This window comes from Streptomyces sp. ITFR-16 (assembly GCF_031844705.1).
In the GTDB taxonomy this organism is placed as follows: domain Bacteria; phylum Actinomycetota; class Actinomycetes; order Streptomycetales; family Streptomycetaceae; genus Streptomyces.
Genome location: NZ_CP134609.1, coordinates 5,449,103 through 5,462,876, shown reverse-complemented (window position 1 = coordinate 5,462,876; position 13,774 = coordinate 5,449,103). Strand labels below are relative to the sequence as shown.

Annotated in this window: 10 protein-coding genes, 2 tRNA genes and 1 pseudogene; 4 read left to right on the top strand and 9 right to left on the bottom strand. The window is 69.2% G+C overall.

Translation table 11 applies throughout. The annotated features are described in order from the left end of the window. Positions 1-104: 104 nt before the first annotated feature. Positions 105-2,726, bottom strand: coding sequence for a valine--tRNA ligase (locus RLT58_RS24145; protein ID WP_311312454.1), 2,622 nt, complete (start codon positions 2,724-2,726; stop codon positions 105-107). A gap of 140 nt (positions 2,727-2,866) precedes the next feature. Between RLT58_RS24145 and RLT58_RS24140 the strand changes: the two genes are divergently transcribed. Continuing rightward, positions 2,867-3,865: a hypothetical protein gene (locus RLT58_RS24140; RefSeq protein ID WP_311312453.1), complete on the top strand. Its 999-nt coding sequence runs from the start codon at positions 2,867-2,869 to the stop codon at positions 3,863-3,865. A 78-nt stretch (positions 3,866-3,943) separates the two neighbouring features. On the opposite strand, the gene clpX is transcribed toward RLT58_RS24140, so the two are convergent. The 5 genes from clpX to RLT58_RS24115 all read right to left on the bottom strand — a co-directional run bounded on the left by clpX (position 3,944) and on the right by RLT58_RS24115 (position 8,656). Then, positions 3,944-5,242: an ATP-dependent Clp protease ATP-binding subunit ClpX gene (gene clpX / locus RLT58_RS24135; protein WP_311312452.1), complete on the bottom strand. Its 1,299-nt coding sequence runs from the start codon at positions 5,240-5,242 to the stop codon at positions 3,944-3,946. A gap of 157 nt (positions 5,243-5,399) precedes the next feature. Further along, positions 5,400-6,083: an ATP-dependent Clp protease proteolytic subunit gene (locus RLT58_RS24130; RefSeq protein WP_311312451.1), complete on the bottom strand. Its 684-nt coding sequence runs from the start codon at positions 6,081-6,083 to the stop codon at positions 5,400-5,402. Between the two features lie 79 nt (positions 6,084-6,162). Further along, a complete protein-coding gene (locus RLT58_RS24125; protein WP_018551584.1) occupies positions 6,163-6,768 on the bottom strand; it encodes an ATP-dependent Clp protease proteolytic subunit in 606 nt (201 codons plus the stop codon). 266 nt (positions 6,769-7,034) lie between these two features. Then, on the bottom strand, positions 7,035-8,429 hold the full coding sequence (tig, locus tag RLT58_RS24120) for a trigger factor (RefSeq protein ID WP_311312450.1): 1,395 nt from the start codon (positions 8,427-8,429) through the stop codon (positions 7,035-7,037). Positions 8,430-8,579: 150 nt separating this feature from the next. Next, positions 8,580-8,656 (bottom strand) — tRNA-Pro (locus RLT58_RS24115). A gap of 166 nt (positions 8,657-8,822) precedes the next feature. Here RLT58_RS24115 and RLT58_RS24110 point away from each other — a divergent pair. After that, positions 8,823-8,896, top strand: a tRNA-Gly gene (locus RLT58_RS24110). 99 nt (positions 8,897-8,995) lie between these two features. On the opposite strand, the gene RLT58_RS24105 is transcribed toward RLT58_RS24110, so the two are convergent. Beyond that, a complete protein-coding gene (locus RLT58_RS24105; protein ID WP_136325240.1) occupies positions 8,996-9,190 on the bottom strand; it encodes a hypothetical protein in 195 nt (64 codons plus the stop codon). Positions 9,191-9,668: 478 nt separating this feature from the next. Here RLT58_RS24105 and RLT58_RS24100 point away from each other — a divergent pair, with 478 nt between their 5' ends. After that, positions 9,669-10,811, top strand: coding sequence for an acyltransferase family protein (locus RLT58_RS24100; RefSeq protein ID WP_311312449.1), 1,143 nt, complete (start codon positions 9,669-9,671; stop codon positions 10,809-10,811). A gap of 83 nt (positions 10,812-10,894) precedes the next feature. On the opposite strand, the gene RLT58_RS24095 is transcribed toward RLT58_RS24100, so the two are convergent. Together RLT58_RS24095 and RLT58_RS24090 are read right to left on the bottom strand one after the other, a co-directional pair. Beyond that, entirely contained in the window at positions 10,895-11,380 is a 486-nt protein-coding gene (locus RLT58_RS24095) for an HD domain-containing protein (protein WP_311312448.1), read from the bottom strand. A gap of 49 nt (positions 11,381-11,429) precedes the next feature. Continuing rightward, entirely contained in the window at positions 11,430-12,275 is an 846-nt protein-coding gene (locus tag RLT58_RS24090) for an ABC transporter ATP-binding protein (protein WP_311312447.1), read from the bottom strand. A gap of 294 nt (positions 12,276-12,569) precedes the next feature. Here RLT58_RS24090 and RLT58_RS24085 point away from each other — a divergent pair. Then, positions 12,570-13,731, top strand: a pseudogene (locus RLT58_RS24085) (cation:proton antiporter). The last annotated feature ends 43 nt before the right edge of the window (positions 13,732-13,774 follow it).

Sequence of the window (13,774 nt, the reverse complement as noted above, 5' to 3'; positions counted from 1 at the left end):
TACGGATGAGCACGGACATCGCGCGCAGCGCCCGGCGCCGGCGGTACGGCGGAGCCCCCGCACCCCTTGGCCGAGGGGTGCGGGGGCTCCGTGCGCTCCGGCGGTCAGCTCTGCGGCAGGGCCGCCAGCTGGCTGCCGATCCGCTCGATGTCGGCCTCGGCCTTGGTGAGCCGGCCACGGATCTTGTCGACCACGTTGTCCGGGGCCTTGGCCAGGAACGCCTCGTTGCCGAGCTTCCCGGTGGCCTGCGCCTTCTCCTTCTGCGCGGCCTCCAGGTCCTTCGTCAGGCGCTTGCGCTCGGCCTCGATGTCGATCGTGCCGGACAGGTCGAGCGCGACCGTGGCGCCCGCGACGGGCAGCGAGGCGGTGGCGTGGAAGCCGTCACCGGCCGGCTGCAGACGCAGCAGCTGGCGGATGGCCGCCTCGTGCGGGGCGAGCGCGGTGCCGGTCAGGACGAGTTCGGCCGGAACCTTCTGACCGGGCTGGAGACCCTGGTCGGAGCGGAAACGGCGGACCTCGGTGACGACCTGCTGGACGAGCTCGATCTCCCGCTCGGCGGCGTCGTCGCGGAAGCCGGAGTCGGTCGGCCAGTCGGCGATGACGACGGACTCCTTGCCGGTGAGCGCGGTCCAGAGCGTCTCGGTGACGAAGGGAACGACGGGGTGCAGCAGGCGCAGCATCACGTCGAGGACCTCGCCCAGGACCCGGCCGGAGACCTCCGCCGGGCGGCCGCCGCCGAAGAACGTGGTCTTGGACAGCTCGACGTACCAGTCGAAGACCTCGTCCCAGGCGAAGTGCCGGAGCGCCTCGCTGAGCTTGGAGAACTGGAAGTCGTCGTAGTACGCGTCGACTTCGGCGACCGTCTTGTTGAGGCGGGACAGGATCCAGCGGTCGGTCACCGACATCTCGTCGGCGGACGGCAGTTCGCCCTCGACGGTGGCGCCGTTCATCAGGGCGAAGCGGGTGGCGTTCCAGATCTTGTTGGAGAACTTGGCGGAACCCTGGACCCACTCCTCGCCGATCGGGACGTCGACACCGGGATTGGCACCGCGCGCCAGGGTGAACCGGAGCGCGTCGGAGCCGTACTTGTCCATCCAGTCCAGCGGGTTGACCACGTTGCCGAAGGACTTCGACATCTTCTTGCCGTGCTCGTCGCGGACCATCCCGTGCAGGACGATCGTCTCGAAGGGCGGGACGCCGTCGTTGACGTAGAGGCCGAACATCATCATCCGGGCGACCCAGAAGAAGAGGATGTCGTAGCCGGTGACGAGAACGGAGTTCGGGTAGAACTTCGCGAGGCTGTCGGTCTGTTCGGGCCAGCCGAGCGTGGAGAACGGCCACAGGCCGGAGGAGAACCAGGTGTCCAGGACGTCGCTGTCCTGCGTCCAGCCCTCGCCGGCCGGGGCCTCGTCGTCCGGTCCGACGCAGACGACCTCGCCGTTCGGGCCGTACCAGACGGGGATGCGGTGGCCCCACCAGAGCTGGCGCGAGATGGTCCAGTCGTGGAGGTTGTCGACCCAGTCGAAGTAGCGCTTCTCCATCTCCTGCGGGTGGATCTTGACCTTGCCGTCGCGGACGGCGTCACCGGCCGCCTTGGCGAGCGGTTCGACCTTGACCCACCACTGGAGCGAGAGCCGGGGCTCGATGGTCGTCTTGCAGCGGGAGCAGTGCCCGACGGAGTGGACGTACGGCCGCTTCTCGGCGACGATCCGGCCGTCGGCGCGCAGGGCGGCGACGATCGCGGAGCGGGCCTCCAGCCGGTCCAGGCCCTGGAACGGGCCGGGGACGGTGATGACGGCGCGCTCGTCCAGGACGGTGAGGAACGGCAGGTCGTGGCGCTTGCCGATCTCGAAGTCGTTCGGGTCGTGCGCCGGGGTCACCTTGACGGCGCCGGTGCCGAAGGCGGGGTCGACGTGGTGGTCGGCGACGACCGGGATCGTACGGTCGGTCAGCGGCAGCTTGATCTGCTTGCCGACCAGGTGCCGGTAGCGCTCGTCGTCGGGGTGGACGGCGACCGCGGTGTCACCCAGCATCGTCTCGGCGCGGGTCGTGGCGACGACGATGGTCGCGTCGCCCTCGCCGTAGACCATGGAGACGAGCTCGCCGTCGTCCTCCTGGTACTCGACCTCGATGTCGGAGATCGCGGTGAGACAGCGGGGGCACCAGTTGATGATGCGCTCGGCGCGGTAGATCAGCCCGTCGTCGTACATCCGCTTGAAGACGGTCTGGACGGCCTCGGACAGGCCCTCGTCCATGGTGAAGCGCTCGCGGGACCAGGCGACGCCCTCGCCGAGGCGGCGCATCTGTCCGGAGATCTGGCCGCCGGACTCGCTCTTCCACTGCCAGACGCGCTCGACGAAGGCCTCGCGGCCCAGGTCGTGGCGGGACTTGCCCTCCTTGGCGAGCTCGCGCTCGACGACGTTCTGGGTGGCGATGCCGGCGTGGTCCATGCCGGGCTGGTAGAGCGCCTCGAAGCCCTGCATCCGCTTGCGGCGGACGAGGGCGTCGATCAGCGTGTGCTCGAAGGCGTGCCCCAGGTGCAGGGAGCCGGTGACGTTGGGCGGCGGGATGACGATCGAGTACGGCGGCTTGTCGCTGTGCTCGTCCGCCTCGAAGTAACCGCGTTCTACCCAGCGCTCGTACAGCTTCCCCTCTACATCGGCCGGCGTGTACTGGGTCGGCAGTTCGGGGTTGCTGGCTGGCTGCTGCGCTGCGTTCTCGGTCACGTCGCACAGTTTAGGGCCGTCACAGTCATGCACTGAAACCGGTTTGTTCGGTAACGGTGTACCTCCCGGTGGTCCACGCGGACGGGCCTTCCGTCAGGATGTTCGGAACGCGTAAGCATGACGAACAGGGGACACCGCAGATGAGCTACAACCAGCCGGGCCCGTACGGTGGGCAGCCGCCGCAGGGCCAGCCCGGACCGTACGGCCAGCAGCCGGGCCCCTACGGCGGCCCGCCGCCGCAGGGCCCGCCGCAGGGTCAGCCCGGTTACGGCTACCCGCAGCAGGCCCCCCAGGGCGTTCCGCCCCAGCAGCAGCCCCAGCCGGGTTACGGCTACCCGCAGGCCCAGCAGCCCGGCCCGTACGGCCAGCAGCCCCCCACGCCCCCGTACGGCGGCCAGCCGGTCTACGGCCAGCAGCCCCCGTTCCCCCCGGCCGGCCAGCCGAAGAAGAAGACGGGCCTGATCGTGGGCGCCGTCGTCGTGGCCCTCGCGGTCATCGGCGGCGGCGTGTACTTCCTGACGTCGGGCGGGGGCGCCAGCAACAGCGATGTCGCCGACTCCACCAAGGGGTACAAGCTGACGCCGGCGGCGACGCTGGACGGGTACAAGAAGGGCTCGGGCAGCGACAGCAGCAGCGGCCCGCTGACCGGCGACGAGAAGACCAAGGCCGAGGCCGCCGGGATCAAGAACCCCAATGGGGCCGGCGCGGACTACCAGGGTGGTTCCGAGAAGGACCTGAGCCTGAAGTTCGTCAACCTCCAGGGCTTCTGGGGCGAGGTCAGCGACCCGGCTTCGGTGATCAACAAGTCGTTCGACCGCGCCAAGGCCAACATGACCAAGGGCGAGAGCGACTCCAAGGCCGAACTGCTCGGTTCGCCGAAGGACGTCACCCCGCCCGGCTTCAAGGGCGCGCTGATGCGGTGCCAGAACGTCAAGATCAACAACGAAGAGGGCGACGGCTCCGTCGAGAAGGGGCCGAAGACGATCGAGGCGCCCATCTGCATCTGGGCCGACTACAGCACGGTCGGCATCGTCACCGGTATCGACATGGGTCTCGCCATGAAGAACCAGCCGATGCCGCAGGACGAGCTGGCCGGCGTCGCCGCCACGCTCTACAACACCTCCCGCACCAAGATCTGACCCACGCAACGCGAAGGGGCGCCCCGCCGGTTCATCCGGCCGGGGCGCCCCTTCGCGTACGTGTCTACTGCGCAGCAGTCACGCCGACTTCTCGTGGCGGCCGTCGTCGCCCTTGCCGATCGTGCGGGGTTCGCGCGGGACCAGGGTGGGGTTGACGTTGTTGCGGACCACGTCCGCGGTGATGACGACGCGGGCGACGTCCTTGCGGGACGGGACCTCGTACATCACGGACTGGAGGACTTCCTCCATGATCGCGCGCAGGCCGCGGGCGCCGGTCTGGCGCAGGATGGCCTGGTCGGCGATGGCCTCCAGGGCCTCGCGCTCGAAGTCCAGCTCCACGCCGTCGAGTTCGAACAGGCGCTGGTACTGCTTCACCAGCGCGTTGCGCGGCTCGATGAGGATCTGGAGCAGCGCCTCGCGGTCCAGGTTGTGGACCGAGGTCAGGACCGGGAGGCGGCCGATGAACTCGGGGATCATCCCGAACTTCACCAGGTCCTCCGGCATGACCTCCTGGAACTGGTCGCTCGCCTGGATCTCCAGCTTGGAGCGGATCGTGGCGCCGAAGCCGATGCCCTTCGCGCCGGCCCGGGACTCGATGATCTTCTCCAGGCCGGAGAACGCGCCGCCCACGATGAACAGCACGTTCGTCGTGTCGATCTGGATGAACTCCTGGTGCGGGTGCTTGCGGCCGCCCTGCGGCGGCACGGAGGCGGTGGTGCCCTCCAGGATCTTCAGCAGGGCCTGCTGGACGCCCTCGCCGGAGACATCGCGGGTGATCGACGGGTTCTCGCTCTTGCGGGCGACCTTGTCGATCTCGTCGATGTAGATGATCCCGGTCTCGGCCTTCTTGACGTCGTAGTCCGCGGCCTGGATCAGCTTCAGCAGGATGTTCTCGACGTCCTCGCCGACATAGCCGGCCTCCGTCAGCGCCGTCGCGTCCGCGATGGCGAACGGGACGTTGAGCATCCGGGCCAGCGTCTGCGCGAGGAGTGTCTTGCCGGAGCCCGTGGGGCCCAGCAGCAGGATGTTGGACTTGGCGAGCTCGATCGCGTCGTCGCGGTTCGCCCCGCCGCCGTTCTCCCCGGCCTGGACCCGCTTGTAGTGGTTGTACACCGCGACCGAGAGGGCCTTCTTCGCGGGCTCCTGCCCGACGACGTACCCCTCGAGGAACTCGTAGATCTCGCGGGGCTTGGGAAGTTCCTCCCAGCGGACCTCGCTCGTCTCCGCGAGCTCCTCCTCGATGATCTCGTTGCAGAGATCGATGCACTCGTCGCAGATGTACACACCGGGTCCCGCGATGAGCTTCTTCACCTGCTTCTGGCTCTTTCCGCAGAACGAGCACTTGAGCAGGTCGCCGCCATCACCGATGCGTGCCACGAGGTGCTTCCCCTTCGCCTGGGAGACGCCTGGTTCAGCGGCTCCTGGTGCCTCTATCCGACGGTACCTTGCCTGGCCCCCCATGCGGGCCCCCCTTGGCACGGTTCACACGGCCGAGACCGGGTGACCCTGCCGTACCAAGGGGTAAAGGCCGACGTCAGGCGGCCGCTCCGGCCGCGCTCTTGCGGGTCGAGACGATCTGGTCGACCAGACCGTAGGCCAGGGCGTCCTCGGCGGTCAGGATCTTGTCGCGCTCGATGTCGTCACGGATCTTGTCGATCGGCGTGGTGGAGTGCTTCGCCAGCAGCTCCTCCAGCTGGGTCCGCATCCGCAGGATCTCGTTGGCCGCGATCTCCAGGTCGGAGAGCTGCTCACGGCCGGTCTGCGAGGACGGCTGGTGGATCAGGACACGGGCGTTGGGCAGCGCCATGCGCTTGCCCGGGGTGCCTGCGGCGAGCAGCACCGCGGCGGCGGAGGCCGCCTGGCCCATGCAGACCGTCTGGATGTCCGGCTTCACGAACTGCATCGTGTCGTAGATCGCGGTGAGCGCGGTGAACGAGCCGCCGGGGCTGTTGATGTAGATGGAGATGTCCCGGTCCGGGTCCATCGACTCCAGGCACAGCAGCTGCGCCATGACGTCGTTGGCGGACGCGTCGTCGATCTGCACGCCGAGGAAGATCACGCGCTCCTCGAAGAGCTTCGCGTACGGGTCGTACTCGCGCACGCCCTGCGAGGTGCGCTCCACGAAGCGCGGGACGATGTAGCGGTTGTCCACCTGCGGGCCGGTGTAGAGGCCGCTCGCGGAGGCGCCGGAGAAGTTGTTCATGTGGGTGTTCACCATCCTGGTGGCGTTCTGTGGCTGGGTGTCTCGGCGTACGAGAGATGCGCGGTGCGGTGCGTCGTGATCCGGTGGGACCGGATCAGGCGCCGGTGCCGCCGCCGCCCGGAACGCCCGATGCGATCGTGATGATCTCGTCGATGAGGCCGTAGTCCTTGGCCTCCTCCGCGGTGTACCAGCGGTCGCGGTCGCCGTCGCGGATGATCGTCTCCACGGTCTGGCCGGAGTGGCGGGCGGTGATCTCCGCCATCCGCTGCTTGGTGCGCAGCAGGTACTGGGCCTGGATCTTGATGTCCGAAGCCGTACCGCCGATGCCGGCCGAGCCCTGGTGCATGAGGATGTCGGTGTTCGGGAGCGCGAAGCGCTTGCCGGCGGTGCCGCCGGTGAGCAGGAACTGGCCCATCGAGGCCGCCATGCCCATACCGATGGTGACCACGTCGTTCGGGATGTACTGCATGGTGTCGTAGACCGCCATGCCCGCCGTCACCGAACCGCCGGGGCTGTTGATGTAGAGGTAGATGTCCTTGTCCGGCTCGGCGGCAAGGAGAAGCAGCTGTGCGGTGATCTTGTTGGCGATGTCATCGTCGACCTGCTGACCGAGGAAGATGATGCGCTCGCCGAGCAGTCGGCTGTAGACCTGGTCACCGAGGCCTCCACCGAGGGACGGCTCTCCGGCGGCGTAGGGCATCAGATTCGTCACGTATCCACCTGCTCGTCTCTGACGGCTCCGGCCGTCTCAGCGTCTTCGTACCGGGTGGGCCGGGACTCCCCGACCCTTCCTATTCATGGACCCTAACGCGCAGGTGGGACAACGCCATCCCGCTTCCGCAACTGTTCGCTGGGAGCGCAAGGTCCGCAGTCCGCACAAGGGTTGCGGGGAACGTCCGCCGATACGACGACGGGCTCCGGACGCGCGTGCGTCCGGAGCCCGTCGTGCGGGGTTCAGCGCGAGGCTCAGGCCTCGTTCTTCTCCTCGGCGGCCTCGGTGGCGCCGTCGGCGGCCTCGACCGTCTCGGTGGCGGCCTCCGCCGTCTCCTCGTCGTCCTCCAGCTCGACGACCTCACCGTTGGTGTCGACGACCTTGGCGGCCTCGACGACCACGGCCAGCGCCTTGCCGCGGGCGACCTCGCCGACGAGCATCGGCACCTGGCCGCCCTCGACGACGGCCTGGGCGAACTGGTCCGGGCTCATGCCGGAGGAAGCGGCACGCCGCATGAGGTGCTCGGTGAGCTCCTCCTGGTTGACGTTCAGCTTCTCCTTGTTGACGAGCTCGTCGAGGATGAACTGGGTCTTGATGCCCTTGACGGCCTGCTCGGATGTCTCGGCCTCGAACTCCTCCAGGGTCTTGCCCTGGATCTCGAGGTACTTCTCCAGGTCGAGGCCCATCTGGCCGAGCTGGTGGTGCTCCAGGTTGTGCTTGCGGGTCTGGACCTCGTCCGCGAGCAGCTTCTCCGGGATCGGGACCTCGGCGAGCTTCAGCAGCTCCTCCAGGACGCGCTCCTGGGCCTGGGTGGCCTGGTCGTACTGCTTGGTGTTCTCGAGGCGCTTGCGGCTGTCCGCCTTCAGCTCCTCCAGGGTGTCGAACTCGCTCGCCATCTGGGCGAAGTCGTCGTCCAGCTCGGGCAGCTCGCGGGCGGCGACGGCGGTGACCTTGACGGTGACCTCGGCCTCCTTGCCCTCGGCGGACCCGCCCTTCAGCTCGGAGGTGAAGGTGGCCTCGCCACCCGCCTCCAGACCGGTCACGGCGTCGTCGATGCCTTCGAGGAGCTCGCCGGAACCGATGGTGTACGAGACACCCTCGGCGACGCCGTCCTCCAGGACCTCGCCCTCGACCTTGGCCTGCAGGTCGATCGTCACGACGTCGCCCTCGGCGGCGGCGCGCTCGACCGGGTTGGTCGAGGCGAAGCGCTCACGGAGCTGCTCCACGGCCTTCTCGACGTCCTCGTCGCTGACCTCGAGGGCGTCGACGGTGACCTCGATGCCGGAGTAGTCCGGGATCTCGATCTCGGGGCGTACGTCAACCTCGGCGGTGAAGGCCAGCAGCTCGCCGTCCTTCAGCTCCGTGATGTCGACCTCCGGCTGGCCGAGGACGTTGAGCTCACCCTCGTTGACCGCCTCGGTGTAGAACTTCGGGAGCGCGTCGTTGACGGCCTCCTCCAGCACTGCACCACGGCCGAACCGCTGGTCGATGACCCGGTTGGGGATCTTGCCCTTGCGGAACCCCTTCACCGTGACCTGCTGGTTGATCTTCTTGTACGCCGCGTCGAGGCTGTCCTTGAGCTCCTCGAAGGGCACCTCGATGCTGAGCCGAACCCGAGTCGGGTTCAGGGTCTCCACGGCGCTCTTCACGGTTCGGTCTCCTTGTGGCTGACTTCTTGGGGTTCTGCTCCACCGCACGGAAGGCGGCTTCGCGGACCGAGCCCGGTACATCAGACACACGGGCACGCATTTTGCATAGTAACGGCAAGGGGGAGAACTCCCACAACGCGATCTTGCCGGTGGTCGGGGTGGCCGGATTCGAACCGACGACCTTCCGCTCCCAAAGCGGACGCGCTACCAAGCTGCGCCACACCCCGTCGGTGCGACACGTAGGGTACATGCAGACAAGGGGTGCGTCGGCCGGTTTGCACGGGCCCCGCCGGGCGCGACACCGCGCGCCGGGATACGGGTGTGCGGGCAGCGCCCGCGACCCGCTACGATGCTTCTCGTGCCGCGGTCCTCGTGACCTGCGGTGCGTCGCATGCGGGCGTAGCTCAATGGTAGAGCCCTAGTCTTCCAAACTAGCTACGCGGGTTCGATTCCCGTCGCCCGCTCCACGACGACGAAGGGCCCGGTCCGGTGGACCGGGCCCTTCGCGCTGCCCGGCCCGGGGGCCGGTCGGCCCGGAAGCCGATCCGGGTCAGAAACCGATCCGGTCAGAAGCTGATCTGGTTGATCGTCTCGGCTATCGAGTTCATGAACCTGTTGATCGACGGCGCCATGCCGGTCGACGCCAGGAAGAAGCCGAAGAGCACCGCCACGATCGCGGGTCCGGCCTTGATGGAGCCACCTCGGATCAGGACCACCAGGATGATCGCCAAAAGAAGCACCACAGACAGTGAAATGGCCACGACTGCTCACACCCTCGGTCGGTCCGCCTTGCCGGCCCGGAGATGTGCGGCCGCGCACTCCTCCGTCGCATCCATCGTGCCACCAACTCCCCTGTGGTCGCTGCCAGGTGACGAATCGACCTGTCGATATCGCGCCATCTTGCGCCCCCTGCGCCCCCCGCGCGCCGGGTCGGGGCGGCCCGCACCGGCCGGCGAGGACGGCGTGAACCCGCCGGTACGAAACGGCGCCCGCCTGCGATTGCAACGGTGATCGTTTCCGTACCCACACAGTTTATTCACAGGCATTTTCGTGGCGGAACGCGACGTAATTCACCCCGGCCGCCCTCTCCGCCAACTGCCTGCCGATATGCACCATTTAAGCAGGATTAACTTGGTCATATCGGGCAGGATTCAGTGGTTTGGTATTTGATCCGACGGGAACACGCGATATTCGAGTGCGGTTTTACGCAAGCCAATCGAGACGTCTAGGGTGCTTGAGATGTTCCACGCTCCGAACGTATTTCAGAGGGCCACGCTTCCCCCGGCGACCCGGGAGTCGGAGCCCAGACGCCAGGCGGCCACGGCGGTGGTGGACCGGCCGGACCGACCCGAGCCGCAGAGCACCCCTGCCAAGAAACGTGACGCCTACTTCGACAACGCGAAGTACCTCGCCATCGTGCTGGTCGCGGTGGCGCACTCCTGGGTGCCGGTCATGGACGGCAGCCGGACCGCGCGGGCGCTGTACATGGTCACGTACACCTTCCACATGCCCGCCTTCATCATCATCTCGGGTTATTTCTCACGGTCGTTCGACCTGAGCCCCGCCAAGGTGAAGCGCCTGGTCACCGGTGTCGCGGTGCCGTACATCGTGTTCGAGACCGCGTACTCGCTGTTCCGCCGGTACGCCAACGACTCGCCCGACGCGGCGATCAGCCTGCTGGAACCCTGGTACCTGACCTGGTTCCTGGCCGCGCTGTTCATCTGGCGGCTCACCACCCCGGTGTGGCGCAGTCTCCGCCACCCGATGACGGTCTCCCTCGTGATCGCCGTCCTCGCCTCGCTCGCCCCCAGCATCGGCGACGACCTCGATCTGCCGCGCGTCCTGCAGTTCCTGCCGTTCTTCGTCCTCGGGCTCCAGCTCAAGCCCGAGCACTTCCAGCTGGTCCGCCGCCGTGAGGTGCGGATGCTCGCCCTGCCGCTGTTCGCCGGCGCGCTGCTCTTCGCCTACTGGGCGGCCCCCCGGATGCAACTGGGCTGGTTCCTGCGGGACTCCAGCGCCCAGGACATGGGCGCGCCCTGGTGGTCGGGCGCGGTGATGACCCTCGCGCTGTTCGCCTGCGCCACGCTGCTCACGATCGGCTTCCTGGCCTGGGTCCCCCGGCGCCACATGTGGTTCACCGTGCTGGGCGCCGGGACGATCTGCGGCTATCTGCTGCACGGGTTCCTGGTGAAGGGCGCCGACTACGCGGGCGTCTTCGACCGCAACGAGTGGCTGGTCTCGCCGACCGGTCTGGTGATCGTGACCGTGGTCGCGTCCGCCGGAGTGACCCTGCTGTGCACGCCGCCGGTGCGGCGGGCCCTGCGCTGTGTGACCGAGCCGGACATGAACTGGGCGTTCCGACGGGACGCCGCCCGCATCTGACCGCATCTGGCACCCGTACCCGACAACCGCACCCGGCGTCCGACGGAGCCCGGCCCTTCCCGGCCGGGCTCCGTCGTGTTGGCTCAATCCCGCTGTTGGCCGGGCGCGTCCGCCGCGTCGAGCCCCAGCAACTCCCGTACCTGCGCATACTTCTCGGTCAGCCGGGTACGCGTCGCCGGCTCCAGCACCGCGAGGCGGGCGGGATCGGTGTTGTGCGCGAGGTCGGACTCCTTGATCAGGAGCGCGCCCGGAGTGGCCAGGATGCGCCGGGTGTACGCCGGCAGGTCCTCGCCGTCCCGCTTGGTGACGGCGAGGACCATGTCCTTGACCTCCTGCGGCAGCGCGGCCCCGGCCAGCCAGTCCGCCGGCAGCGCGCCGTCCTCGACGGCGTCGTGCAGCCAGGCCGCGCTGATCTGTTCGTCGCTGCCGCCCCGGACGCGCACGCCCTCCGCGACGGCCGCCAGGTGCTCGGTGTAGGGACGGCCCGCCTTGTCCCGCTGCCCGGCGTGGGCCTCGCGGGCGATGGCCTCGACCTCGGCCGGCGTCAGCTGTGCGCGTGATGCGGTCATGGCCCGACTCTACGGACGGGCCGCTCCCCCGCACAGGGCGGCCGGGACGTCAGGCGGCGGCCCGTGCGTACGCGGGGGCGGCCGGTGCGGTCGTCCGGGCGGCGGTCCGTCCGGGGCGGGCGCGGCCCGGGCTGTCCGCGATCCGGCCGTCGGCGAGGAAGAGGACGCGGTCGGCGTGGGCGGCGGCCACCGGGTCGTGGGTGACCATGACCACGGTCGCGCCCAGGGTCTCCACCGCGTCGCGCAGCAGCCGGAGGATCTCCGTCGCGGCGGTGGCGTCGAGGGCGCCGGTGGGCTCGTCGGCGAAGATCACGTCGGGGCGGGTGACCAGGGCGCGGGCGACGGCGACGCGCTGCTGCCCGCCGCCGGAGAGCCGGCCGGGGCGCCGGTCGCCCAGGGCGCCGAGACCGACCCGGTCGAGCATCGCGGCGGCGTCGTCGCGGCCCCGTCCGGAGCCGGCGCGCTGTCCGGCCAGGCGCAGCGGAAGAGCGACATTCTGCTCGGCCGTGAGGGACGGCAGCAGATTGAAGGCCTGGAAGACGAAGCCGAGGCGGGCACGCCGCAGCGCGGCGAGCCGGTCCTCGCTCAGGCCGGTGATCTCCGTACCGCCGAGGCGCACCGATCCGGCGGTGGGGCGGTCGAGTCCGGCGGCGCACCGCAGGAACGTCGACTTGCCGGAGCCGGAGGGGCCCGTCACGGCGGTGAAGCTGCCGTACGGCAGGGTGAGGTCGATGCCGCGCAGGGCGTGCACCGCCGCGCCACCGCGGCCGTACTGCCTGCGGACACCGCGCAGTTCGACGGCAGGCCCCCGGCTGTCCCGGTCCGCGCCGCCCTGCTCGTCGCGCGCCGCCCGCACCTGGTCCCGCGTGCTCTGTCCGGTGCGCCGAAGCCCCATGGTGTCCGCCTTCCGTAGCCGCTCTGACCGATACCCCGAACCTACGGACAGGGGCCTGCCGGGAGCCATGACGGCTACCGGCCGATCGCGGGTGGGGCAAACCCGAGGACGAGTGGGGGTGCCAGGTCTCCCCGGGCGTCTCGGAGCGTCGCGGGGCGTCTTCCGGGGGCGTCTCCGGGGGCGGGCATAGTTGCAACGTCAATCGTTCGGTAAACTAATTACTGACGATTCCTTGACGCTCTCTTGACCCAACGAAGGATCAGGCTCATCGGACACGCAGACACGCTCATCGCCATGGGCGGCGCCTTCCTCGCCGCCGCCGTCCTCGCCCGCGTCGGCAGCCGCATCGGACTGCCGACCATCCCCCTGTTCATCCTGGCCGGGATCCTGCTCGGCCCCCACACGCCCGGCATCGTCCTCGTCGCCGACCCGCACGAGCTGGAGATGCTCTCGGCGCTCGGCCTGGTGCTGCTGCTCTTCTACCTCGGCCTCGAATTCCACCTCGACGACCTCAAGGCCGGCGGCCGCAAGGGCCGTCGCCGGGGGCACGTATCTCGCGCTCAACGTCGGCGCCGGGCTCGGCTTCGGCTTCGTCCTGGGCTGGGGCACCTCGGAGGCGCTGGTCCTCGCCGGGGTCCTCGGCATCTCCTCGTCGGCCATCGTCACCAAGGTCCTGGTGGACCTGGGGCGGATCGGCAATCCGGAGACGAAGCCGATCCTCGGCATCATCGTCGTCGAGGACGTGTTCCTGGCCCTCTACCTGGCGGCCCTCCAGCCCATCCTCTCGGGCGCCGACAGCCTCGCCGCCGCGGCGGTGGACGGCGGGAAGGCGTTCGGCTTCCTGCTGGTGCTCGCCCTGGCCGCCCGGTTCGGCACCCGGCTCGTCGGCAAGCTGATCAACACCCGGGACGACGAACTCCTGGTCATCTCCTTCCTCGGCGCGGCGGTCCTGGTGGCCGGCATCTCGGAGTGGTTCGGCGTCGCGGACGCGATCGGCGCCTTCATGGTCGGCCTGATGCTCGGCAGCACGTCCTCGGGCGAGCGCATCCTCAAGCTGGTCCACCCGCTGCGCGACGCGTTCGGCGCGATCTTCTTCTTCGCCTTCGGCCTCTCCATCGACCCCGGCGACCTGCCGACCGTGCTGTGGCCGGTGCTCGCCGCCGTCGCGGTGACCCTCGCGATGAACGTGCTCGCCGGACTCGCCGCCGCCAAGGTGTACGCCTTCGGCCCGCAGGCCACCGCGAACATCTCCACCACCCTGGTGGCGCGCGGCGAGTTCGCGCTGATCCTCGCCACGATGGCCGCGGGCGCCGGGCTCGACGAGCGGCTCTCCCCGTTCATCGCGGGCTATGTGCTGGTCCTCGCGGTCCTGGCACCGCTGGTGGCCGGCCGCTCGCACTGGCTGGCCCGCTTCCTGCCGGGCGGCCGCGAGGCGGTGCCTCTCCCGATCCGGTGACAGGCCGAATCCCGTTGACGTACGCCCGGTTCACACCGGTTGC

Coding starts and splice junctions, on each gene's coding strand:
- RLT58_RS24095 (WP_311312448.1), bottom strand. CDS start 11,380: ATGACCGCATCACGCGCACAGCTGACGCCGGCCGAGGTCGAGGCCATC.
- RLT58_RS24090 (WP_311312447.1), bottom strand. CDS start 12,275: ATGGGGCTTCGGCGCACCGGACAGAGCACGCGGGACCAGGTGCGGGCG.
- RLT58_RS24125 (WP_018551584.1), bottom strand. CDS start 6,768: ATGCCCTACGCCGCCGGAGAGCCGTCCCTCGGTGGAGGCCTCGGTGAC.
- RLT58_RS24130 (WP_311312451.1), bottom strand. CDS start 6,083: ATGGTGAACACCCACATGAACAACTTCTCCGGCGCCTCCGCGAGCGGC.
- RLT58_RS24140 (WP_311312453.1), top strand. CDS start 2,867: ATGAGCTACAACCAGCCGGGCCCGTACGGTGGGCAGCCGCCGCAGGGC.
- RLT58_RS24100 (WP_311312449.1), top strand. CDS start 9,669: ATGTTCCACGCTCCGAACGTATTTCAGAGGGCCACGCTTCCCCCGGCG.